26 protein-coding genes are annotated in these 21,898 nt (G+C 49.3%); 1 reads left to right on the top strand and 25 read right to left on the bottom strand.

What is annotated here, in order from left to right; translation table 11 throughout:
- The 22 genes from CCY32_RS00510 to yceD form a co-directional block, all read right to left on the bottom strand.
- Positions 1 to 1,023, bottom strand: a complete 1,023-nt coding sequence (locus CCY32_RS00510) for a rhodanese-related sulfurtransferase (protein ID WP_088328407.1) — start codon at positions 1,021 to 1,023, stop codon at positions 1 to 3.
- A 249-nt stretch (positions 1,024 to 1,272) separates the two neighbouring features.
- Complete coding sequence (locus CCY32_RS00505) at positions 1,273 to 2,631, bottom strand: serine hydrolase (RefSeq protein WP_246840484.1); 1,359 nt, start codon at positions 2,629 to 2,631, stop codon at positions 1,273 to 1,275.
- A gap of 122 nt (positions 2,632 to 2,753) precedes the next feature.
- Positions 2,754 to 2,963 (bottom strand): hypothetical protein, encoded by a 210-nt coding sequence (locus tag CCY32_RS00500; RefSeq protein ID WP_088328405.1) that lies wholly within the window; start codon positions 2,961 to 2,963, stop codon positions 2,754 to 2,756.
- Positions 2,964 to 3,017: 54 nt separating this feature from the next.
- Positions 3,018 to 3,611 carry an HD domain-containing protein gene (locus CCY32_RS00495; RefSeq protein ID WP_088328404.1) on the bottom strand — a complete coding sequence of 198 codons (594 nt, stop codon included), beginning with the start codon at positions 3,609 to 3,611 and terminating at the stop codon, positions 3,018 to 3,020.
- Between the two features lie 185 nt (positions 3,612 to 3,796).
- Entirely contained in the window at positions 3,797 to 4,162 is a 366-nt protein-coding gene (locus tag CCY32_RS00490; RefSeq protein WP_088328403.1) for a hypothetical protein, read from the bottom strand.
- 344 nt (positions 4,163 to 4,506) lie between these two features.
- The gene (locus CCY32_RS00485; protein WP_088328402.1) at positions 4,507 to 4,716 is read right to left on the bottom strand and encodes a cold-shock protein; all 210 of its coding nucleotides are present in this window, start codon (positions 4,714 to 4,716) and stop codon (positions 4,507 to 4,509) included.
- A 349-nt stretch (positions 4,717 to 5,065) separates the two neighbouring features.
- The gene (locus CCY32_RS00480; protein WP_088328401.1) at positions 5,066 to 5,488 is read right to left on the bottom strand and encodes a hypothetical protein; all 423 of its coding nucleotides are present in this window, start codon (positions 5,486 to 5,488) and stop codon (positions 5,066 to 5,068) included.
- Between the two features lie 147 nt (positions 5,489 to 5,635).
- On the bottom strand, positions 5,636 to 6,244 hold the full coding sequence (locus CCY32_RS00475; protein WP_088328400.1) for a hypothetical protein: 609 nt from the start codon (positions 6,242 to 6,244) through the stop codon (positions 5,636 to 5,638).
- Between the two features lie 157 nt (positions 6,245 to 6,401).
- Positions 6,402 to 7,331: an arginine deiminase-related protein gene (locus CCY32_RS00470; RefSeq protein ID WP_088328399.1), complete on the bottom strand. Its 930-nt coding sequence runs from the start codon at positions 7,329 to 7,331 to the stop codon at positions 6,402 to 6,404.
- Between the two features lie 18 nt (positions 7,332 to 7,349).
- Positions 7,350 to 8,120 carry a TatD family hydrolase gene (locus CCY32_RS00465; protein WP_088328398.1) on the bottom strand — a complete coding sequence of 257 codons (771 nt, stop codon included), beginning with the start codon at positions 8,118 to 8,120 and terminating at the stop codon, positions 7,350 to 7,352.
- Between the two features lie 4 nt (positions 8,121 to 8,124).
- Positions 8,125 to 9,009, bottom strand: a complete 885-nt coding sequence (holB, locus tag CCY32_RS00460) for a DNA polymerase III subunit delta' (RefSeq protein ID WP_088328397.1) — start codon at positions 9,007 to 9,009, stop codon at positions 8,125 to 8,127.
- Entirely contained in the window at positions 9,006 to 9,623 is a 618-nt protein-coding gene (gene tmk, locus CCY32_RS00455; RefSeq protein WP_088329199.1) for a dTMP kinase, read from the bottom strand. Before tmk ends, holB begins: the two co-directional genes overlap by 4 nt.
- A gap of 269 nt (positions 9,624 to 9,892) precedes the next feature.
- On the bottom strand, positions 9,893 to 10,885 hold the full coding sequence (gene mltG, locus CCY32_RS00450) for an endolytic transglycosylase MltG (protein ID WP_088328396.1): 993 nt from the start codon (positions 10,883 to 10,885) through the stop codon (positions 9,893 to 9,895).
- Complete coding sequence (gene pabC / locus CCY32_RS00445; RefSeq protein ID WP_088328395.1) at positions 10,882 to 11,685, bottom strand: aminodeoxychorismate lyase; 804 nt, start codon at positions 11,683 to 11,685, stop codon at positions 10,882 to 10,884. Before pabC ends, mltG begins: the two co-directional genes overlap by 4 nt.
- Before the next feature lie 122 nt (positions 11,686 to 11,807).
- A complete protein-coding gene (gene fabF, locus CCY32_RS00440; RefSeq protein ID WP_088328394.1) occupies positions 11,808 to 13,046 on the bottom strand; it encodes a beta-ketoacyl-ACP synthase II in 1,239 nt (412 codons plus the stop codon).
- 210 nt (positions 13,047 to 13,256) lie between these two features.
- Positions 13,257 to 13,496, bottom strand: coding sequence for an acyl carrier protein (gene acpP, locus CCY32_RS00435; RefSeq protein WP_062479413.1), 240 nt, complete (start codon positions 13,494 to 13,496; stop codon positions 13,257 to 13,259).
- Between the two features lie 148 nt (positions 13,497 to 13,644).
- Positions 13,645 to 14,382 (bottom strand): 3-oxoacyl-ACP reductase FabG, encoded by a 738-nt coding sequence (fabG, locus tag CCY32_RS00430; protein WP_088328393.1) that lies wholly within the window; start codon positions 14,380 to 14,382, stop codon positions 13,645 to 13,647.
- The gene (fabD, locus tag CCY32_RS00425) at positions 14,383 to 15,318 is read right to left on the bottom strand and encodes an ACP S-malonyltransferase (protein WP_088328392.1); all 936 of its coding nucleotides are present in this window, start codon (positions 15,316 to 15,318) and stop codon (positions 14,383 to 14,385) included. It lies immediately after the preceding gene.
- Positions 15,319 to 15,452: 134 nt separating this feature from the next.
- Positions 15,453 to 16,412 carry a beta-ketoacyl-ACP synthase III gene (locus tag CCY32_RS00420; RefSeq protein WP_088328391.1) on the bottom strand — a complete coding sequence of 320 codons (960 nt, stop codon included), beginning with the start codon at positions 16,410 to 16,412 and terminating at the stop codon, positions 15,453 to 15,455.
- Positions 16,413 to 16,415: 3 nt separating this feature from the next.
- The gene (gene plsX, locus CCY32_RS00415; RefSeq protein ID WP_088328390.1) at positions 16,416 to 17,441 is read right to left on the bottom strand and encodes a phosphate acyltransferase PlsX; all 1,026 of its coding nucleotides are present in this window, start codon (positions 17,439 to 17,441) and stop codon (positions 16,416 to 16,418) included.
- An 11-nt stretch (positions 17,442 to 17,452) separates the two neighbouring features.
- Positions 17,453 to 17,623: a 50S ribosomal protein L32 gene (gene rpmF, locus CCY32_RS00410; RefSeq protein ID WP_088328389.1), complete on the bottom strand. Its 171-nt coding sequence runs from the start codon at positions 17,621 to 17,623 to the stop codon at positions 17,453 to 17,455.
- A 3-nt stretch (positions 17,624 to 17,626) separates the two neighbouring features.
- Entirely contained in the window at positions 17,627 to 18,154 is a 528-nt protein-coding gene (gene yceD / locus CCY32_RS00405; RefSeq protein WP_088328388.1) for a 23S rRNA accumulation protein YceD, read from the bottom strand.
- Positions 18,155 to 18,293: 139 nt separating this feature from the next.
- Here yceD and CCY32_RS00400 point away from each other — a divergent pair, with 139 nt between their 5' ends.
- Positions 18,294 to 18,878 carry a nucleoside triphosphate pyrophosphatase gene (locus CCY32_RS00400; RefSeq protein ID WP_281492494.1) on the top strand — a complete coding sequence of 195 codons (585 nt, stop codon included), beginning with the start codon at positions 18,294 to 18,296 and terminating at the stop codon, positions 18,876 to 18,878.
- Positions 18,879 to 18,929: 51 nt separating this feature from the next.
- Here the strand turns inward: CCY32_RS00400 and yeiP are convergent, their stop codons facing one another.
- The 3 genes from yeiP to rluC all read right to left on the bottom strand — a co-directional run bounded on the left by yeiP (position 18,930) and on the right by rluC (position 21,479).
- Entirely contained in the window at positions 18,930 to 19,502 is a 573-nt protein-coding gene (gene yeiP / locus CCY32_RS00395; protein ID WP_088328387.1) for an elongation factor P-like protein YeiP, read from the bottom strand.
- Between the two features lie 379 nt (positions 19,503 to 19,881).
- Positions 19,882 to 20,520, bottom strand: a complete 639-nt coding sequence (locus CCY32_RS00390; protein WP_088328386.1) for an HAD-IA family hydrolase — start codon at positions 20,518 to 20,520, stop codon at positions 19,882 to 19,884.
- Between the two features lie 11 nt (positions 20,521 to 20,531).
- Positions 20,532 to 21,479 (bottom strand): 23S rRNA pseudouridine(955/2504/2580) synthase RluC, encoded by a 948-nt coding sequence (rluC, locus tag CCY32_RS00385; RefSeq protein WP_088328385.1) that lies wholly within the window; start codon positions 21,477 to 21,479, stop codon positions 20,532 to 20,534.
- Positions 21,480 to 21,898 lie beyond the last annotated feature (419 nt).

Here is a 21,898-nt window from a genome sequence, read left to right as displayed (position 1 = left end):
TCAGACTGACTGCTGCTTTTTTGTCTGTTTGGCCTGCGCAGCTTTTGCGGCCAGGGCCCTGGCCCGTTTTTCTTCGGCTTTCTGGCGACGACGTTTTTCCATTGCTTCGCGGGCTTCGGAGCCCACGTGTTCCTCATTGCGCTGACGGGCCAGATTGACCTGCTTTTCACGCTCACGAAAACGTGCGATCTGTTCATCGCTGTGGGTACCGTAGCAACGCGGACAACTGACACCGCGTTCATATTGTTCGCTTTGCTTGTCTTCATCGGTGATAGGTAAACGACAGGCATAGCATTGATCATAGCCGCTGCGTTCCAGATCATGGTTCACCGCCACCCGGTTATCAAATACAAAACAGTCCCCTTCCCACAGGCTCTGGTCTTTGGGCACGTCTTCCAGGTATTTCAGGATACCGCCATCAAGGTGATACACCTCTTCAAAACCTTGTTCTTTAAGATAGGCTGTAGACTTCTCACAGCGTATTCCCCCGGTGCAGAACATGGCGACTTTCTTGTGCTTACTGCTATCCAGGTTGTCTTTGACATAGTCCGGAAATTCGCGAAAAGAGTCTGTTTTGGGGTTCACCGCATTCTTAAAGGTGCCAATTTCAATCTCGTAGTCATTGCGGGTATCAATTAACAATACATCGGGATCGCTGATCAAATCGTTCCACGCATCGGGCTTAACATAGGTGCCCACCGTCTGGCGTGGATCGATACCTTCAACGCCCATGGTGACGATCTCTTTTTTGAGCTTAACCTTAGTACGGTGAAACGGTTGTTCAGCATCGACAGATTCTTTATAACTGATGGGATTCAGACGAGGATCCTGATTTAACCAGGCAAGCAGTGTGTCAATGGCTTCACGGCTACCGGAAACAGTGCCGTTTATACCTTCATGGGCCAGTAACAGGGTACCTTTGATGCCCTGTTCTTCCATTAACTGATAGAGGGGTTGGCGAATCGATTCATAATCATCCAGAGTAGCGAACTTATACAGCGCGCAAACAATAACGTGACACATATTTTTTTCCTTAAGCGGTCTGGAACGTAAAACCAGAGCTTGAGACAACAGACAACCTGATCACACAGGCCGCCAAACCGGCGCGCATTCTACACGAAAATACAGTCTTTTTCGAACCAGCATACGCAGATATTTTGGTCAGGCACGCAGCATGTCGTCTTCTCTTTTTTAGCGCTCGTCTGGATACCCCTTCAGGCGACGCTTGTATGGCCGCAGTAATCTGTCCCGCCCCTGCTGTTAACAAGCGGACTATTGGTGATAGTCGGCACGCTTCGCTTTTTCAATCAGATAATCCGCAACCGCCTCATAGGCAGGCAGTGAGGTAGGATCAATATACGCATTTTTTGCAATAGGAAAGGAGGCAAGACGGACGATAACCATCTCAGCGACGGGATCGATATAAATGGTCTGACCGTGCACGCCACGAGCCGCGTAGGCACCGTTTTCGTTATGGAACAGCCACCACATACTGCGATAGCTGCCACCTGGCATCGACGTGTATCCTGCATGGGCAAACGCGGTTTTATCGCCCCCTTGCTGAATGTGTTTTACCACCGATGAAGGGAACAGTTGCTGTCCGTTAATTCTGCCATGATTGAGCATCAACAGGCCAATTCGCCCCAGATCCCGCAAGCCCGCGCTCAGACCGCCTCCAGCGAAGGGCGTGCCTTTGCTATCAATGGTCATGTATGCATCCTGTTCCGCTCCCATATGCCGCCAGATCTTTTCAGACAGAAGCTCTGTCACGTTCTTGCCTGTGGCACGCGATAGTATCCAGCCCAGTGCATCACTGTTTACTGTTTTGTATGCGAAGACCTGTCCATGCTCGCCTTGTTTTTTGACACCCTGCAGATATTCCAAATAACCCTCCGGCCCTGTGTAACTTTCAGGTTTAGGGAGGGGGTTTGCAGCCATGGAGTATTGCCAGATATCTGCATTGGGATCAGAGTAATCTTCGCTGTATTGTATCGACGTTGTCATATCCATGACCTGTCTGATTGTGGCAATACCAAAGGCGCTCTCAGCAAGTTCCGGTATCAGCTCTTTTACAGGTTGCTGCTCATCTAATTGCCCTTGTGCAATCAGTATTTCCGCCAACAATCCCGTCAACGATTTGGTCATCGACATGGCGGCATGCTGCCCCAGTTCATCCAGGCATCCGGAATAGTATTCGTAAATGATCTTGTTTCTGTGCAGCACCAGCAAGCCGTCGGTATAATTCAGGGCCAGCGATGTTTTCCAGCTTATGGGTTTATCCTGCCCTGTTGGCGTAAACGTCAGTTGATCAATCGAATCATCTGGCTCATAAATCAAAGGGACAGGTGCGCCCAATCCTCGACTGACCTGTTCGGTCGGCAATAATTGGCGAATATGGCAGACGGTCCAACGCAATTTTGGGAAACTGAAATAATCAGACTGAGGGTGTGTAATTAACTTGTCTTTGGGGGGCGGTGAACCTTGCATCCAACCAAGACGAACAGGATCTGATACTTCAGCGTCAGCGAATGCGACCTGTCTGGGTGACTCGAATGCCACCGCAAACGACGCACTCAGAACCGCTGGTAACAGGTAAAAAACAGAGAGTAGTGTTCTATTTTTCCTTTTCATTCTTTTCATCCTACATTCCCCAACATCCCTTTTCAGAGACTGTCTGCGCTGAACCTATAACACTATACTGGCTATTCTATAAACAGGTTCACAGGATAAATCAACGTTTGGAATGCTGCACGTTAAAAAGGACGTTTACCGGTAATAGCGAGGATGGCGGCAATCAATCCTCCAGCGGCGTACACCACTTCCATGGCGCCAATCCCTGAAAATCCCTGCTCTACTGCCGTGTTCAGTAACATATAGCCGAGGATAAGCGAAGGAATGCTGGCCAGTCCAAGAATGATTCTCAGTGCCGTCGGAAGCTGCGAAGAATGAGTCTGTGGGTTCATAAATTTTCATCTACCTGTGCTGTAACAAAAATACATCAAAGCCAACGGCAAGCGTTAATCAGGCTTTAACCACTTATTTTCAACGGCAATGTCCAGTTGTTCCAAGACATAAGCCCAAAGTGTGGGAGCTAATCCCTCAAGGTACTGATTACGCACCACCACCTGAGACTTGCTGACACTGTGTCTGGCCCAACTTCCCCCTTCATTTTGCATATTCTGAAGCAATGGCAGCACACGATCTATGGCTTTGGCAAATCGTGCATCGGCTGTTTCAGCATGCTCAAATTCATGCCACAAGGCTTCCAGCTCGCGGGATTGTGACTCAGGTAATAACCCGAAAATACGTTTCGCCGCCTCAATTTCTATGCCTTGCTGAGCGTCTAATTCGTGCGTGGCGGCAAAGGCAAACGTATCACCTGCATCAATTTCTACCACATCATGGATCAACAGCATCATGACCACACGTGAGACGTCAACAGGCTCCTCAGCATAACGATGCAGTACATGCGCTGTCATTGCCACATGCCAGCTATGTTCGGCGCTGTTCTCCTGGCGATTTTCATCTGATTTAATCAGTGCCTGACGACAGACACCCTTTAATCGGTCCAGTTCCAGTATAAAATCAATTTGTTGTTGTAATGTCTGCATGACTGATCCTGGTCATCCTATATTTTATTTTGGCCCCGCTTTTCGGGGAGTACATGCTAGCAGGCCCTGTCCTATCGACAAGTCAGAGCATGTGTTTTTCGGTAATTAACCGTAAGAAAAAGTAAAACGATGAACAAAAAAGGCGCCTCCCTGGGAGTCGCTTGGTACAGCTATCTGTCGATGGCTTACCCAGCGATCCAAATGCGAAGGCCTCGCAGCGTGAAAAAGACAACGGCCAGTGAAAGAAAACACCCTAATATGGCAAAAAGCAGGTAGATCCCTCGCTGAAAGCGTATTGATACTTTTTTGAAAAAGCCCATTTGTTTATCAGGCTTATCTGGCACATTGGCAAAGGCGGTAACAAACCAATACCCTACCCCTGCCCACAACGCTGCCACTCCGGCAGGAATAAGAAGCTGATCTGCACCAAGCAAACAGGCAGAGCAAAAAAGGCCGTACAGGAACAACGCACTACTGAGGCTTCCCACAACCAATGTCACGGACCGTAACCAATAGAAGCGGACGGAAAACTGTTTAAGATTACTCAGCATCACCTTCACCGTCAGTAAAAGACGCGACACGAGGCCTGGTGAGCGGAATCATCAATAGCATTGACATAGGGTATTTAAAAATGTCATGACTGGGCAGAAAAATTTAAAACAACGGGTTAATGTTTTTATAGCATAAATAACAGGTTAAATAAGCACTGCATATTAAGGACGCATTAAAAGTAAAAATACATAGAACCAGAGTATACAAGTTAATAAAACGCGGAATAATCCACTAGCTGAGAAAAAAGAGTAGGGTCGCCTGAGTACAGACATAAAAAAAGCAGCCGTGATGGCTGCCTTTTTTGTATCTTATTAACACTTACCGGGCATGCCCGGCAAGGTAATTAGATAGCCTGAATATTTTCAGCTTGTGGACCTTTTTGGCCCTGACCAATAGTGAACTGCACTTGTTGGCCTTCTTTAAGGGTTTTGAAACCGTCACCAACAATTGAACGGAAATGTGCAAACACATCTGGACCGCCCTGCTGTTCGATGAAACCAAAACCTTTATCTTCGTTGAACCACTTTACGGTTCCAGTTGTTGCATTAGACATAATAGTATCCTGAGATTTATAAAATAACGGCCTTAAAAGGCATAAATAGCTTAAAAATAGAGACTGGAATTTAAAACTGCAGGACGAGTATTACGAATAAGACAACGAAATGTAGGATATAAATATAAGACTTCTTTCTAGCTGCGAGTACAATACACACAATATCCGTTAGTGTACAGCAATTACTTTTTTATTTTCAAAAGTCGAGGTCAGTGGGCTTTTATCAGCTTGTATAATAAACCTCGTCCATCATCTCTTAAGCTCGTGCCGCTGCGGCTCTCATAGCCTGCCGGCGCAATGGCAAATAATGGGTGTGCATGCAAAAAGGTCAACAGTACCCGTTTGTCACCTACCGCTTAGCTATCCCTCTGTCATCGCGTATTTCTCTTAATATGGCGACGGCCTGTTTCTCGGCATCATCCAGCCTGATATTGGCTTTATCCTGCAGCTCGTCACCTGATTGCTCAGGATCCGCCCAATATCGGCCTTTAATGCGACATTTATCGGCTAATGCAATGAGATTTAAATCTTCAAGCTCGAAGGACAGTTCAGTCCAAAGAATGGCCAGCTCGCTCTCACGTTCAAAAGAGGTTTGCCCTCCCTCTCTGACTGAACGAAGGTAGAGTGTGGTTTCTCGCGTGGCCTTAATCACATTGCGCAGCGCTTGTTTTGACTGTGTTTTGCGCTGCGCTCTGGCTCGTCGCAAGTTTGTAATCCACTTTTTGAGGTGCGTTGCGAGACTAATCCAGTCTTTCGTGGTGAGTTGCAGCATATTGTGTCCTGATAGTTATATAACAATGCACAATGGGAAGAATCAAGCGTACTGTTATTGCACATGATGGCAAAAAGCTCATTCATCTTAGCAAAGACAGACAATGGGATAGAGGTGCGTTATTCAATCGCATACGAGCACTGTGATTCAGTAATAAAAAGCACGTTCCGTTAACAATATGCTTTCAATCATCTCCCTGAGATCATCTAAAGGCCTGTTCTCAACCTGCTCCGCAAACAGGGCCACACCCGCAAAATTATACTTAATGTACACTAAATTATGTGCAAACTTCTCTAAATACCTTTGTTCGTCGACATCTGTAGGTAGCGCCGAATAATCTAAAATGATCACCACCATGTTAAAGGCATGAAGACGTTGCTCCTGGCTAAACGTCTCTTCGATTGCCAGTCTGAGCAGTTTATTTGCATTTACCCTTGCGCCATCAGTTCTGAAAAAAACCGGGCGCAGTTCTCCCTGCTCAAGCATGGCTTTCAACTGCATGATCAGAGTAGGTATTTGGGTAAGGATCTCGATTTCACTCTGTTTGACCTGGTGAAATAAGGCATCCCGTGAATCAATGCTCAGGCTACGCCTGATCCCTTCTATTTTCATGGTGTCAGACGGATGCTGGTCTGAATCAATCACATATAAAGGTGTACTCAGTGCACGCCAGGCAAGGTAATACGGCGCGGCGGCCAGCATTGCCCATAGGCAAAGGGATACCATAAGGAGCATCAGCAGCGTTTTTTTACTCATGAGACATATTCCTATGGCCGCCCCCGGTGCCGGCGCCAGATAATACTGACAGATACCCGGCCCTGTGCACATACACACTGAGCAGAGTATAGAGTGTTCAGGGCTACAGGTCAGTTACACTGAAGTTGATCTGGCATGCAGCATTGTATGAACAGAGTTAAGTGTTGTAGGGAAGAAAAACCTCAGCCAGCATACAGCGCACGCTGCCGCCACCTATCTGTTCAATGGTAGGTACGGCACAGGGGAGCAGTTTGCTGTGTTGGCTCAGGATTGCCTTTTGTGCGTCGGTAAAACCATCATAGGCCGATTGCGACATCAGCATCAGAGACTCGCCGTCGCGGTTTCTCACCTGCAGAATATTACCGCAGAACTGGCTTAGCTGGGCTTCACTCAGGTGCACCACATCATGGTGCTGTTTCAGCGCCGCCACGATGGCACCGCGCTGTTGTGTGGGGATCACCTCATCGCAGATCACGGCAACGCCCTCACCCACCGACATCATGACATTGGTATGATACACCGGCTCCCCTGAGCTGAGCTGAGTATCAAAGTCATACAACTGATAGTCATAGGTTTTGGCATAGTGTGCCAGTAAACGGCCATGGCAGCGTTTTGAGCGGGCCGCGTAAATGCGTTTTCGTGGATGATCAAACACCATCACCCCGGTGCCCTCGAGATACTCGCCCTCTTGTGCCTGAGTGCGAATGTCCTCAATCGCCCGGGTGGTATACCCTTTTAGTTGTAAAAACTGACTGAGTGCCTGCCCCTGCACTTCCCACTGGCGGTTTTGTGTGGCCATGGGATACAGGCTTAAGGTGCCATCGTCGCGGGTAGTGAACCAGTTGTTGGGAAACACGGCATCGGGCATGGGCTTATGGGGATTCTGAGGCTGGTGAAATACCAGAATCTCAAGCCCCGCGTCATTGAGGGTACTGACCATTTGCTCAAATTCAGCCATGGCCTGTTGCTGAACCTGCTGGTGACTCAGGCTTAGCTGGTGCTGAAAACCATTATCGGCACCGGTTTGTGTGTTAAAGGCGAAGTCCACAGGGGGCACCATCACCAACACAGAGGTTGTTTGTTGCATTAAAGGTCCTGAAACGGATTATCGGGGAATACGGTCAAATAACGAGTAGAAATTATCCGTGGTGATACGGGCCAGTTCAGCTACCGGCATTTCTTTGAGATCGGCAATGTATTGCGCCACATCAGTCACGTAAGCGGGCTGATTTTTCTTTCCCCTGTGCGGCACCGGTGCCAGCCAGGGCGAGTCGGTTTCAATCAGTAAACGATCGAGCGGCAGGGCTTTAACCACCTGTTTAAGCTCTTCAGCGGCCTTAAAGGTGACAATGCCGGAAATGGAGATAGAAAAATCCATTGCCATGGCCTGCTCTGCCATTTCCAGGCTTTCTGTAAAGCAGTGCAATACGCCTTTGGTGTGTGCTGCCTTGTGCTCTTTAAGCAAGGCGATGGTGTCTTCGCGGGCATCGCGGGTATGAATAATCAGTGGCTTGTTAAGTTCATTTGCCACCTTGATATGATCGATAAAGGACTGCTTTTGTACCTCACGGGTATCGGCACTGTAGTAATAGTCCAGCCCGGTTTCACCAATTGCCACCACCTCGGGGCGTTGGGCCTTTTCCAGCAGCTCATCGTAACTGCAGGCGTCTTCCTGATGCAGTGGGTGAACCCCGCATGATACCGACACATCGTTAAAGTCATTAACAGCCGCATGCATACTGTCATAGTCTTTTACTGACACGCTCACACAAAGAAAATGTTCGACTCCGGCTGCTCGGGCTTTATCCAGAGTCTGAGCTAATTGTTCTGGTGATTGACCAAGACGATCAAGATGACAATGAGAATCTACATACACAACTTCAGTTCCTCAATGGAGTTAAGCATTGCAGTACGCTGTTGAGCAACAGCATTTTGTTTAAGCCAGGATGACTGACCTGGGATTTCGCATCGCTACACTGACTGCAAAGGTGCAGGATTGTATCACTGCGAGGCTGTTGTTTTAACCGCTGCAGAAGGTCAAACTGCAACCAGCTGAGCATTCTCTCTGCCTGTTCCTGCCAGGCCGTCGCCAGATCCAATGCGCTGGTTTTACCCGCTTCCAGATCATCAAGCTGCTTTTTAAACTCACCATAGTGCAGAGTGTCGGTATCCTCTAACAGGATTTTTAACTGTAAGGGCGACTCACCATACATATCCAGCAATTCTGGCTCTGCCTGTAATTGCTGCGCCTGTAACCAGGTTCGGGTTTGTTCGATATCGGGTCTGGGCAAGCGGATTTTCTCGCAGCGGCTAAGAATGGTTGCTAACAGGCGCTCAGGCTTATGGCTGGTGAGCAATATATACGTCTCTTGCCCCGGCTCCTCAAGGGTTTTCAATAAGGCATTGGATGCAGATTCTGTCATGGTATGCGCCTGGTGAATGATCTGCACCTTAGCGCCGGAAAGTTGCGCCATACCGCTGAGCTTAGTGCCTGCCTGACGGATATCGTCTACACCGATTTGCTTGTCGCTCTGGATTTGATAAAAGTCAGGATGAGAGTTCGCCGCAAACAACTGACATGACTGACAAGTACCACAGCGGTTAGTCTGCGGCTGTCGACATAACAGGTATCCGCCAAGCTCTTGCGCGAAATCCCCTTTCCCCAGTCCCTGCGGGCCAAGTAATAATAAACCATGGTGAAGCTGACGCTTCTGGCTACGCGCTGTCAGCTGCGTGAAAACATTTTCAAACCACGGATATATCATTGTAAAAAACCATCTACGGTAGCGCGGATCTGTTTGTGTACCAGCTCTAAAGACTGCATGGCGTCAATCACCCTGATACGATCATCTTCGGCTGCCAGTTGCAGGTATTTGTCCCGCGTGCGCTGGAAAAACGCCAAACCGGATTGTTCGATTCTGTCCAGTTCACCTCGCCCGCGGGCCCTTTCCAGGCCTATTTGTGGGTCGACATCCAGATACAAGGTCAGATCCGGGGTAAAGCCTTTTAAGCTGATCTGACGCAGACTCTCCATCAAACTGTCATCAACCTGTCGCCCTCCACCCTGATAGGCACGAGAGGATAAATCGTGACGATCGCCCAGTACCCACTGCCCTTTTGCCAAGGCCGGGCGAATGACATTCTCCAGTAATTGCACACGGGCTGCATACATCAGTAATAATTCGGCCTCGGTGGTTACCTGCTCCTGCCAGGGGTGTTTAACGCATTCACGTATGGCCTCAGCCATTGGCGTGCCGCCGGGTTCCCGGGTACACACCAGCTCATGGCCCGCGCCCTCGATGCAGTCTCTCACCAGCGCCACCGCCGAGCTCTTACCGGCCCCTTCGAGACCTTCAATGACAATAAATTTACCGGGCATATTCTTCATTCACCACAGAAGCACAGAGAACACCGAGGGATTTAGGGCACATAGCTTATCAATCCTCTTTCTCTGCTGTGTAATACTTTATTGTTTACCAACAACACGAATACTCAACTTCAACACTGTTCGTCATGCCCGAGGTAGTTATCGGTCATCCAGAGACCTTTTATGTCACTCAATTTACCGCAGAGGCACTGTAAAAGTTTTCAGCTATCAGCTTTAAGTCATCGGAAAAGGCACTGATAACTGGCAACTTATGTCAGCCGTTACTTTTGATTAAGCTGATATTCTCTCACTGCCTTGTTGTGATCGGCAAGGTTAGTGGAAAAAACGTGGCTACCATCGTTGCGGGAAACAAAATACAGCTCATCGCTGTCAATCGGGTTTACCGCTGCCCTTACCGCATCGGCACTGGGCATAGCAATGGGTGTGGGCGGCAGGCCCTTAATCACATAGGTATTGTAATCTGTCGGTTCGCGTAAGTCTTTGCGCCGGATATTGCCATCAAAGTCATCACCCATACCATAGATGACCGTAGGGTCAGTCTGAAGCCGCATATTGCGACGCAGACGGTTTACAAACACCGCCGCAATGCGCGGACGCTCTTCGGCCAGTCCTGTCTCTTTTTCGATAATGGACGCCATGATCAGCGCCTCATAGGCATTGGCATAAGGCAGGTCCGGGTGCCCCTCCAGCCAGGCTTGCTGCAAAAACGTCTGCATCCGCTGATAGGCCTGCCTGACGATGGTTCTGGCGTCGGTTCCCCGGGCAAAGTGATAGGTGTCAGGCATCAGCCAGCCCTCAAGAGAGCCGCCTTTTGGCTCCAGCTCTGCAATAAACCCCTCATTCAGCTTTGATGCATCGAGCTTGGGATGTTGCTGCATCTGTGCCAACCAGTCTTGCCAGCGGAACCCTTCAACCAACTGAATAGTATAGAGTTTTTCTTCTCCGGCTACCAGTTTATTGAGCAGTTCAAGCAGACTCATACCGGGTGTGATGTCATAGGTACCGGCTTTTACCCTCGCCAGTTCCGGTTTTAGCTTTAACAGTACGCGCGCCGCAAATCGACTGGGGATCATCTCCTGCTCGCGTAAATCGTGGAGCAGGTGACGCACATGTTGTCCCCGCTCAAGGGTATATTCTAAAGGCTGCTCAAGAGTTAACGGCTGACTCACCTGTTGCATCACATAGCGATACGTCAGCCCTACCGCTAACGAAAACAAGATCAGTAAAATTAGCAACCCTTTAAGAATTTTCACAGCATTTCCCTACTCAATTGCTTCACTTTCTTAATATCGTACGCTGTACTTTGAAAGCGAGTGACAGGCACCATCCCCATCAGGCTATTGCAGATAAATACAGCCTGTGCACACTTCAACACGCAAGGTGGCGCGGCTACCTGATTAACCATAATTCCCTTGTCGCGAAAGCGCGCTAACAGATGCTGGCGCATAACACCATCAACACCGGCTTCACTCAGATCAGGGGTGTACCATATCCCGTTACTTTGCCAGAACAGGTTTGAGGCGGAACATTCCACCATCATGCCTTGCGTATCACAGACCAGCACATCATCGACCTCAGGCTCTGTTGTTTCCTGCTTAACCAGAACCTGCTCAAGGCGATTGAGGTGCTTAATGCCCGCCAGTTGTGGCTGGCAAGCCAATGTGTGCTGACTCAGCCCCAGACGTATCCCTGCATCCTGCCATTGTGCATAGTGCTCAGGGATGTCATGAACGCTTAGTATGCGCAGCGGCTTGGGGGATGAGGGTGCCTGATAGCCTCTGCCGCCCTGGCCCCGGCTGATCAGCACCTTAAGCACACCCTGGCCGATGTCGTCAGCTAAACTGTCCACTTCCGTCTCCAGTGCAGCGAAGTCAGGATACGAAATATTCAGCTGTAACAGCCCGTGCTTTAAGCGTGTGTAGTGCCGCGCAGCAAGTTGTGGCTTACCGTTTTCCACTTTAATCGTGGTGAACACACCATCACCATACTGTACCGCCCTATCCGCAACAGGAAGATGGTCCTGGCACTGTCCGTTTACTAAAACCTTTGTCATACGCTGCGATATCCGTCCCCTGACTGTGTGAACAGCAGTTTCTCATGCTCATAAAAAAGCCTGTCAGAGTTATTACTCTACAGGCTTTTAAGTACGTGATCAGTGCCTAATGTGTATCAGGTTCAGATTTTTTTAAACAGCAAGGAGCCGTTGGTCCCGCCAAAACCAAAGGAATTACACAGCGCATACTCCATGTTTACATCCCTTGCCGTGTGCGGGACAAAATCCAGATCGCAGCCCTCATCGGGATTATCCAGATTAATGGTCGGGGGTACTTTCTGATCAACCAGAGCCAGTGCGGTAAAGATCGCTTCCACTGCACCTGCCGCCCCAAGTAAATGACCGGTCATGGACTTGGTTGAGCTCACCAGCACCCTGTCTGCGGCATTGGCAAAAACACGTTTTACCGCTTTTGCTTCTGCTACATCTCCGGCGGGAGTCGAGGTGCCATGGGCATTGATATAACCCACCTGCTCGGCGTTCACCTGCGCATCTTTAAGAGCATTGTCCATAGAGCGCGCTGCACCGTCACCATCTTCCGGTGGCGACGTCATATGGTGAGCGTCTCCGCTCATGCCAAAACCGACCAGCTCCGCATAAATTTTGGCACCACGAGCCTTAGCCTGTTCGTATTCCTCAAGCATCACGACACCTGCACCATCGCCCATAACAAAGCCATCTCTGTCTCTGTCCCATGGGCGACTGGCGGCCTGCGGATCATCGTTTCGAGACGACAAAGCCCTGGCGGCAGCAAATCCGCCTAATCCCAGCGGCGTGATGGCCGCTTCAGCACCGCCGGCCAGCATGGCATCGGCATCACCGTAGGCAATGGTTCTGGCTGCCACTCCAATATTATGTACACCCGTAGTACAGGCAGTCACAATATTCAGATTGGGACCTTTGAGTCCTTCCATAATCGACAAAAAGCCGGAAATCATATTAGTGATGGTGGAAGGAACAAAAAATGGCGAAATTTTACGTGGCCCTGAAGCCAGTAATTTTGAATGGTTCTCTTCAATCAGTCCCAGTCCGCCAATACCTGAACCGATGGCAACGCCAATCCGTTCTGCATTCGCTTCCTGCACCTGCAGTCCGGAATCTTTAAGCGCTTGCATGCCAGCAGCGATGCCATACTGAATAAAAAGATCCATCTTTTTACTCTCTTTCTTTGACATATACTGCTCTACATCAAAGCCTTTGACTACACCGGCAAAACGGGTAGAAAACTGACTGACATCGAAGGTTTCAAGATTGCCAATACCACTTTTACCGGCAAGCAGAGCATTCCAGGTAGTGCTGACATCCAACCCTAAAGGTGAAAGCATGCCAAGACCTGTTACAACAACACGACGTTTGGACACGATGGCCTCCGAGAGGAAAGGTTATTACCAGACACACCAGACACTAAAACATTCAATAACGCTAAGCGAAAGCCAACATGGTATTCATCTGAGGTTTGTCGCCCAGAATGTGCAGCCGTGGTAGGCCGGGGGCGCCCTGAATGGTTCATTGTGCTGTGCGTGGTGGTGGGAAGGAAAAACGGCTCAGAGTGAGCCGTTTCTTTCTTATTCTTACGCGTCTTTGTGAGCGTTGATGTAGTCAATGGCTGACTGAACAGTGGTGATTTTCTCGGCTTCTTCATCCGGAATCTCAGTATCAAACTCTTCTTCCAGCGCCATTACCAACTCTACTGTATCCAGTGAATCAGCGCCCAGATCGTCGACGAAGGAGGCTTCAGACTTGACTTCTTCTTCTTTAACGCCAAGTTGCTCAACGATAATTTTGATTACGCGTTCTTCGATGTTACTCATAATTCTAGTTTTCCCTTAAAAGTGACGCTAGATGTATAAATTTGGCAGTAGTGTATTTTGCAAGTTAAGGCCTTGCAAGCTACAGCGTAAAGTTTTTTTCTGGTCAAACCACAATCTAGCACAAAAAATATTCATTAACAGGCCTTTATCAGGCCATCAACATACCACCATTCACATGAATGGTCTCACCCGTGATATAGGCGGCGCCATCGGACACCAAAAAGGCGACCGTGGCGGCAATTTCTTTTGGATCACCCAGGCGATTGGCCGGAATATCCTTGAAAATCGCTTCTTTTTGCTCATCGGTGAGCGACTGGGTCATATCGGTGTCGATAAAACCCGGCGCTACCGTATTGACCGTCACGCCACGTGAGGCCACTTCACGAGCCAGTGACTTGGAAAAACCAATCACACCAGCTTTAGCGGCAGCATAGTTGGCCTGACCGGGGTTACCTGAGGTACCCACTACAGAGCCAATATTAACAATTCTACCCTGACGTTTTTTCATCATGCCACGCAGTACCGCTTTGGACATGCGGAAAATGGATGTCAGATTGGTGTCCATAATGCTCTGCCACTCATCATCCTTCATGCGCATAAGCAGGTTGTCGCGGGTAATACCGGCATTATTAATCAGAATGTCCGGGTCACCGAACTGTGATTTAATCTGCGCCAACACGGCCTCAATTTGCTCAGGTTCCGTGACATTCAGCGCCAGGCCCTTGCCGGACTCGCCAAGATACTCAGATATTCTGGCTGCACCAGATTCTGATGTGGCGGTACCGATAACCGTAGCCCCCTGCCCAGCCAGTACTTCGGCAATGGCTTTCCCAATGCCACGACTGGCACCGGTAACCAGAGCAACTTTACCATTTAAATCAGACATTTATTCACCTTTTTCTGTTAGTGCCTGAATCCCTTGTGGGGTATTGATTGCATCACAACTCAGGCTCTTATCGATCCGTTTCGCCAGTCCGGTCAGAACTTTACCCGGGCCTATTTCATAAAGCTGAGTGACACCGTCAGCGGCCATCTTTTCTACACTTTCAGTCCAGCGTACCGGGCTGAAAAGCTGACGCACCAAGGCCTCTTTTATCTGTTTTGATTCCTGTTGCGCTATGACATCCACATTATTGATAACAGGTATGACAGGCGCATTAAAATTGAGTGACTCCAATTCTGTAGCAAGCCTATCTGCAGCGGGTTTCATCAGTGCGCAGTGCGATGGTACGCTGACCGGTAAAGGCAACGCCCGTTTGGCACCAGCCTCTTTACAGGCCTGCATGGCGCGCTCGACTGCATCTTTATGACCGGCAATGACAACCTGGCCCGGGCTGTTGTAGTTCACAGCAGAGACCACCTCATCACCGGCAGCTTCGGCACAGGCCCGTTCTACTGCATCATCATCCAGACCAATAATCGCGGCCATGGCGCCAACACCTTCAGGCACCGCCTGCTGCATAAATTCACCGCGCTGGGCTGTCAGTCTGATAGCATCGCTAAAATCCAGCACGCCTGCACACACCAGTGCCGAATACTCACCCAGACTATGACCGGCGAGTACATCTGGTTTCACCGCGCCCTGAGCTTGCAGCACTCGCCAGATGGCGACGCTGGCCGCCAACAACGCTGGCTGCGTGCGTTGGGTCTGATTTAAATCCGCTTCCGGCCCTTGCTGTGTTAAATGCCACAGATCATAGCCTAGTACGTCACTGGCCTCTTTGAAGGTTTCTTCCACCTGAGGAAATGCAGCGGCAAGTTCCGCCAGCATTCCCAGTGTCTGAGAGCCCTGCCCCGGAAAAATAAATGCGGTTTTTGACATAACTTCTCTCCTGATTTTTATTGCCACAGAAATAAAAGTTATTAGTTGTCAGGAAACGATCGTGCTGCTTGAACCGCTCTTCACTGATAGCTGAAAACTGAATACTTGTTGTTTATCTCTGTGGAGAATTATTTTTAATAACGCACTAATGCCGAAGCCCAGGCAAAACCGCCGCCAAAGGCTTCCAGCAGCAAATTATGACCACGCTGAATGCGGCCGTCACGAATGGCGGTATCCAGCGCGGTGGGTACGGTTGCGGCAGACGTGTTGCCATAATCCTGCAGTGTCATGACGACACGCTCCATCGGCATTTCCAGTTTTTTCGCCGTGGCCTTTATGATGCGGAAATTAGCCTGATGGGGTACCAGCCAATCCAGATCGGATTTTTGCATGTTGTTGGCCTGGAGTGTCTGTTCAACCACTTCGCTCAGTTTAGTCACAGCCACTTTAAACACTTCATTGCCTTTCATGACACCCCAGTTGTCATGCACAGATTGCTCATTGCCACGTTCAGGATTACCGACATAGAGCAGATCATTGTAGGAGCCTGCGGCATGAATGTGGGTAGATAATATACCCGGCTCTTCACTGGCTTCGATTAATGTCGCCCCTGCTCCGTCACCAAACAGGATGACCATGGTCCGGTCTTCAGGTGATACCAGTCTGCTCAGGCAATCTGTGCCGATCACCAGAATACGTTTGCTCATGCCGGACTTAATATACTGATCGGCCACACTCAATGCATAACAATAGCCGGCACAGGCGGCGGCCACATCAAAGGCTGGAATCCCATCCAGGCCAAGGATTTTCTGAATATCACACGCTGCGCTGGGAAGTGCCTTACTATGGCTGGTGGTCGCGCAGACAATCATATCAATGCTGCCAGGATCGATACCGGCCGCTTCTATGGCCTTTTTAGATGCCTCAGCACCCATAGTAGCGGCGGTTTCGTTTTCACCAATAATGCGCCGTTCTTTAATACCTGTGCGGTCGGTTATCCACTCGTCATTGGTATCGACCATCTGTTCCAGATCTGCGTTTGTGCGTACCTGACTGGGATAGTAACTACCGGTGCCAATAATTCTCGAATACATGATTCACGGCCTTTCCATTAGAAGGGTTTCTATTTTATGTTTGATTTTTGTCGGAACCTGCCTGTTAACCTCGTTTATGGCCTCTTTAATGGCATAAAGTAAGGCTTCGCTGGAGGCATTACCGTGGCTCTTCACAACAATTCCGCGCAATCCTATCAGACTCGCGCCGTTGTACTGGTCGGGGTTCACCCTGTTGTAGATTTTTCTGAGAATGGGTAATGCCAGTCTGGCCATCATACGGGTGAGTAAGTTTTTGCCTGATACCCGTTTAACCTCGCCAAGAATCAATTTTCCCAGGCCCTCACAGGCCTTCAGGGCAATATTGCCGACAAAACCATCGGTCACGACGACATCGGCTTTGCCCGTGAAAATATCGTTGCCCTCTACATAGCCAATGTAATTGATACTCGGCACGGTAGAGAGGATCTGGGCGGTGTGCTTAACCTGATCATTGCCTTTAATCTGTTCTTCACCCACATTCAGCAAGCCTACACGTGGCCTGTTGATGCCCTCCACTTCTTCGGCCATCACCGATCCCATCACCGCATACTGAAACAGGATCTCAGAATCACTGTTCACATTCGCTCCGAGATCGAGAAGGTAAACTTTCTGTTTTCCGGAAGTGGGTAATGAGGAAATCAATGCTGGGCGATCAATACCGGGCAGGGTTTTCAGCACATAATAGGCCATGGCTAACAAGGCCCCGGTATTACCTGCGCTGACACAGGCGTCCGCTTCGCCTTGCTCTACCAACTCCAGTGCGCGTCGCATGGAAGAGTTTTGCTTGTTACGCAAGGCGCTGCTGGGCCGTTCGTCCATTTCCACCTGCTGCTCGGTATGCAGGATCTGTAAACGCTGCTCGGGAAGATCCGTATAGCGGTCCAGTCCATCACGGATGGTCTGACTGTCACCACAAAGGATAAGTTTAAGATATGGAAATTCTTTCACCGCAAGGACTGCGGCTTCGATAGTAACGGGGGGGCCGTTATCCCCCCCCATCATATCTAACGCAATGGTTAGATCTGTCAAAGTCAGCTCGCTTAGTTTGCGATGACTTTTTTGCCTTTGTAGTAACCGTCAGCTGTTACGTGATGACGACGATGCGTCTCACCTGACGTGGAATCTACAGACAAGGTTTCCGCTGTTAAGGCATCATGCGAACGACGCATGCCACGCTTTGAACGGGTTTTACGATTCTGTTGTACCGCCATTACCTACTCCTGATCTCGCTTAAGTTCTTTCAACACCGCAAAGGGGTTTGGACGCTCAGCGACCGGTTCAATTTCTCCAAAACTCATTTCATCCGCTCCCCGTTTGCAATCTTCTTCTGCGTGGAAGGCCACAATGGGTAAAGCTAAAATCAACTCGTCTTCTAAAAGCTGGAGTAAATTGATTTCTCCATGTTCATCAACTTCAACCGGCTCGTAAGCCTCCGGTAACTCATCCATGTCTTGCCCATCCTTTACAGGACAATAGCAAAATGACACGTCCAAGTGATGAGCGAAAGGTTCATTACACCTTTCACAGATAAGTGACACCTGTGCTTTCAGACGACCTTCAAAAAAAGCCAGTTCCTGCGCGTCTTTACTGAAGCTGACTTCTACATCAATGTCGCTGTCTGCCGATGCCACTGCTTGCTGCAATCTGACCATGTCACTGGCCTGATACACCCCGATATACTCGGCGCGTTTCATGGCATTTCTGACTGGATCAAGCTGCTTGGGCAGTTTCACTTTCTGCATAGGGCGCGCATCATATAGCCTGAAGGGGGGAGAGTCAAAGAAAATATACTATGATCAAGCCATTGTCGAAAGGGGATAGGCTGCTCTTAAACCCGATTATTGATACCATTTAAGCAGCATCAACCCGTTTTGGAACCTAGTGGTGAAAAACATCGTCCTCGCATCGACGTCACAATACCGCAGAGCTTGTCTGCAAAAGCTCGGCCTGCCTTTTGAGTGTGATACTCCCCATTGTGACGAAACGCCCCACCCTGACGAGACCGCAGAACAATTAGTCAGGCGTCTGGCAAAGCATAAAGCTCAAAGTATTATCGCAGCGCACCCTCATGCACTTATCATCGGTTCTGATCAGGTGGCCTGTATCGATGGTGACATCATTGGCAAACCCCTTGACCATGACAAAGCGGTGGAACAACTGAACGCGGCCAGCGGCAAAACCGTGCGCTTCTACACGGGGTTATGCCTAATGGACAGCGAAGACGGCAGTTACCAGCTTCAGGTAGAACCTTTCGATGTGGTGTTTCGTCCTTTAAGCCAACAACAAATTGAAGGCTATCTGCGAAAAGAACAGCCTTATAATTGTGCCGGTAGTTTTAAAAGCGAAGGACTGGGGATTTGTCTTTTTGAGCGTCTGCAAGGGCGCGATCCAAACAGCCTGATTGGTCTGCCCCTGATTTTACTGAGCGAAATGTTACGTAATAAAGGCATTGATGCACTGCTGTAGCCGTCGGAGCATCAGCGCTTGGGTTATGAATTCACAACCTGAACAGATGCCCTATTTTTCCGCCCGGCTCTGGAACTTACGCTCCTCGGTATTGATTTTTACCCGTTCGCCCGTGGAAATGTATTCCGGCACCTGAACCACTAACCCCGTGGACAAGGTCGCAGGTTTGGTCCGGGAAGTAGCGGATGCCCCTTTGATTGACGGGTCAGTTTCCACGACTTCCAGCTCAACACTTTTGGGTAAATCCAGGGCAACCGGCTGATCGGAGACAATCAGCACCTGCATGCCGTCGGTATCTTCATTGAAAAACAAAACCTCATCCGCAATGCTGTCTTTGTTCAGGTGATAAGGGGTGTAGTCTTCGGTGTCTAAAAATACATACTCATCGCCATCCAGATAAGAGAACATCACGGGGCGACGGTTCAGATCAGCCATGTCGAGCATATCTGAATCTTTAAAGGTCTCGTCGAACTTAGCGCCGCTGACCACATCATACATACGCATACGATAAATACTTCCGCCGGCACGCCCCTGCGGTACTGAGCGCTCTATATCCCTGACGATACAGGTTTTGCCGTTAAACACGATGGTATTGTTCTTTTTAATCTCACTGGCCTTAGGCATCTTTTTTTCCTGTTATTTGGGCCAAACCCATGTCGGCACGTAAACACTATCCAATACGCCATTCTGGCTTAATAGAATTCATAAAAAAAGCGCAATCTGTCTCAGGATCAAGGTTAACAAAGTACGATTTTCATTGAGTAACACGAATGCGCGACGTGCTGGGGCTTTCGTTGTTCTCAAACAACGCTACGGGTCAAGACAACGTGCACACGGCGGGCACAGCCTTGACACCTTTGTTGTAAGGCAAAAGCCTTAGCAGAAAACGCGCCCAAAGAATACTTGCCGATTCTGTGTGTGCCCTGCGCAGATAATGTTTTTAACACTCCCCCTGAGTGAGGGTTGTTTTTGTTTTGATGCGTTTTACTGTGCCAATGACGACTCAAATTAGCGCGGTAATGTCTGTCAGTGAGTCCACAATGGCTTTGGGACGATGTTGTCGCAACCTTTCACTTTCATGCACACCGAAGCTAACCCCGATACGATCCATATTAAGCTGCTCCGCCATATGCAGGTCATAGCAGGTGTCACCGATCATAACCGCTTCATGGGGTTGTACATTAAGCTCGGTCAAAATCTGTTGCAGCATGTCAGGGTCTGGTTTGGAGCGGGTTTCATCACCGCAGCGCGAAGCACTGAAATAATGCCCGGTGCCGGTTTCCTGCCAAACCCGCTTGAGTCCCCTGCGTGCCTTGCCCGTTGCCACTGCCATCATCAACTGACGGTCTTGTATGTGTTGCAACAACCCCAGGGCACCATCAAAAAGCGGTGTGGGCGTCGAATCGTTCTCCACATACTCCTGACGATACAGCTCAAACAGGTGTTCTGATTGCTCGGTGGAGAGATCTCCAAACAGTCTGGCGATGGCCGGACGCAAACTGATTCCGATAATATCGCGCACAGCTGCTTCTTCGGGTACCGCAAGCCCTGCTCGACGGGCACTGGTTTGCATCGCAGACACAATACGCCCGCATGAATCCATCAAGGTCCCGTCCCAATCAAAGATGACTAATTTATACATATTCTTCGTTGCTACTTGCGCAGGGCATCCAGGGCTTTACATAAAGAAGGCTCCAACGGGGCCTGCAACTTCATGGTCTCGCCGCTTTTCGGATGTACAAAGCTGATACTACCGGCATGCAGGAACAAACGATTAAGCCCCAACTGCCGCATTCTCTTGTCGAAATGCTCATCGCCATACTTACTGTCGCATGCAATAGGATGGCCGGCATGCAGGCAATGCACACGAATTTGATGAGTACGACCCGTTACCGGAAACGCTTCAACCAATGAGGCGTTCTCGAATTGCTCCAGCACCCGAAAGCGTGTCTCAGAGGCTTTACCTTCGGCTTCTACTGACACCATGCGCTCGCCGGATTTGAGCGTATTTTTATGTAGCGGCGCCTTAACCTTGTGGCGGCTCTCTGGCCAGTTGCCTGCCACCAGGGCCTGATAGCGCTTGTCCACTTGCTTATTGCGCAGTTGTTCGTGCAAGGCCTTGAGACAGGAGCGCCGTTTTGCCACCAGCAAACACCCCGATGTGTCTCTGTCGAGCCGGTGCACCAGTTCCAGAAACTTATCCTGAGGACGCAGTGCCCTTAACGCCTCAATCACGCCAAAACTTAATCCGCTGCCACCGTGCACCGCCATACCTGAGGGCTTATTGATGGCAATCAGCAGTTCATCTTCGTACAGAATACAGGATTCCAGCGCCGACACTTTGTCGAGTTTGGCTGAAGGCCCTTCATTTTTTTCTGCGGTTTTCACCGGAGGAATCCGTACCTGATCATTGGCCTGAAGTTTGTAGTCAGGCTTGATACGTTTCTTGTTTACGCGCACTTCGCCTTTGCGCAAAATACGATAAATCAGACTCTTGGGTACGCCCTTGAGCTGAGTTCGCAAAAAATTATCTATTCTTTGCCCCTCCAGCTCCGGATCCACAGAGATAAATTGTACTTTTGGTGATATTGAATCTGTCATAGGAGTGCTATTCTACTTAAATCCCGATGAGGTTACGACGCTTTTTGAACTGATTTTTCAGACTGTTACATGCCCCGTATCGGCACGTTAAGCCCGTTTACAGGGGAAAGCAGTAAAACTCAGCAGCAATTCATCCCGGTTAATGTCACAACCGCTGTCAATACAGCCCATAACAAGGGGTTTTATTAACTTGCCTGTGATAAGGGTTACGTGCGATAATCCTTACGCTTTTGGCCCTGAAACAGGCCAGCTCTGCCAGATTGCAGATGGGGTTTTGTACGCAACAGCGATAACACGCGTAACAATGAGCGAAACAGGTCGGCTGCGAAGAGTGTAATAGTTCGTTTAAGTCAGACACAGCAAAACCCAGGCGATACACCCAAATTATTATTACCAGATTGCTATCGAAGCACAGCATA

It is taken from the genome of Lacimicrobium sp. SS2-24, from assembly GCF_002201535.1.
Classification (GTDB): domain Bacteria; phylum Pseudomonadota; class Gammaproteobacteria; order Enterobacterales; family Alteromonadaceae; genus Lacimicrobium.
The sequence above is the reverse complement of the archived record's forward strand: the minus strand, read 5'-3'. Positions and strand labels throughout refer to the sequence as shown.

Excerpts from the sequence above, each read along its gene's own strand:
- CCY32_RS00510 (WP_088328407.1), bottom strand. The coding sequence starts at position 1,023 with ATGTGTCACGTTATTGTTTGCGCGCTGTATAAGTTCGCTACTCTGGAT.
- CCY32_RS00505 (WP_246840484.1), bottom strand. The coding sequence starts at position 2,631 with ATGAAAAGGAAAAATAGAACACTACTCTCTGTTTTTTACCTGTTACCA.
- CCY32_RS00500 (WP_088328405.1), bottom strand. The coding sequence starts at position 2,963 with ATGAACCCACAGACTCATTCTTCGCAGCTTCCGACGGCACTGAGAATC.
- CCY32_RS00495 (WP_088328404.1), bottom strand. The coding sequence starts at position 3,611 with ATGCAGACATTACAACAACAAATTGATTTTATACTGGAACTGGACCGA.
- CCY32_RS00490 (WP_088328403.1), bottom strand. The coding sequence starts at position 4,162 with ATGCTGAGTAATCTTAAACAGTTTTCCGTCCGCTTCTATTGGTTACGG.
- CCY32_RS00485 (WP_088328402.1), bottom strand. The coding sequence starts at position 4,716 with ATGTCTAATGCAACAACTGGAACCGTAAAGTGGTTCAACGAAGATAAA.
- CCY32_RS00480 (WP_088328401.1), bottom strand. The coding sequence starts at position 5,488 with ATGCTGCAACTCACCACGAAAGACTGGATTAGTCTCGCAACGCACCTC.
- CCY32_RS00475 (WP_088328400.1), bottom strand. The coding sequence starts at position 6,244 with ATGAGTAAAAAAACGCTGCTGATGCTCCTTATGGTATCCCTTTGCCTA.
- CCY32_RS00470 (WP_088328399.1), bottom strand. The coding sequence starts at position 7,331 with ATGCAACAAACAACCTCTGTGTTGGTGATGGTGCCCCCTGTGGACTTC.
- holB (WP_088328397.1), bottom strand. The coding sequence starts at position 9,009 with ATGATATATCCGTGGTTTGAAAATGTTTTCACGCAGCTGACAGCGCGT.
- tmk (WP_088329199.1), bottom strand. The coding sequence starts at position 9,623 with ATGCCCGGTAAATTTATTGTCATTGAAGGTCTCGAAGGGGCCGGTAAG.
- pabC (WP_088328395.1), bottom strand. The coding sequence starts at position 11,685 with ATGACAAAGGTTTTAGTAAACGGACAGTGCCAGGACCATCTTCCTGTT.
- acpP (WP_062479413.1), bottom strand. The coding sequence starts at position 13,496 with ATGAGTAACATCGAAGAACGCGTAATCAAAATTATCGTTGAGCAACTT.
- fabG (WP_088328393.1), bottom strand. The coding sequence starts at position 14,382 with ATGTCTGATTTAAATGGTAAAGTTGCTCTGGTTACCGGTGCCAGTCGT.
- fabD (WP_088328392.1), bottom strand. The coding sequence starts at position 15,318 with ATGTCAAAAACCGCATTTATTTTTCCGGGGCAGGGCTCTCAGACACTG.
- CCY32_RS00420 (WP_088328391.1), bottom strand. The coding sequence starts at position 16,412 with ATGTATTCGAGAATTATTGGCACCGGTAGTTACTATCCCAGTCAGGTA.
- rpmF (WP_088328389.1), bottom strand. The coding sequence starts at position 17,623 with ATGGCGGTACAACAGAATCGTAAAACCCGTTCAAAGCGTGGCATGCGT.
- yceD (WP_088328388.1), bottom strand. The coding sequence starts at position 18,154 with ATGCAGAAAGTGAAACTGCCCAAGCAGCTTGATCCAGTCAGAAATGCC.
- yeiP (WP_088328387.1), bottom strand. The coding sequence starts at position 19,502 with ATGCCTAAGGCCAGTGAGATTAAAAAGAACAATACCATCGTGTTTAAC.
- CCY32_RS00390 (WP_088328386.1), bottom strand. The coding sequence starts at position 20,520 with ATGTATAAATTAGTCATCTTTGATTGGGACGGGACCTTGATGGATTCA.
- rluC (WP_088328385.1), bottom strand. The coding sequence starts at position 21,479 with ATGACAGATTCAATATCACCAAAAGTACAATTTATCTCTGTGGATCCG.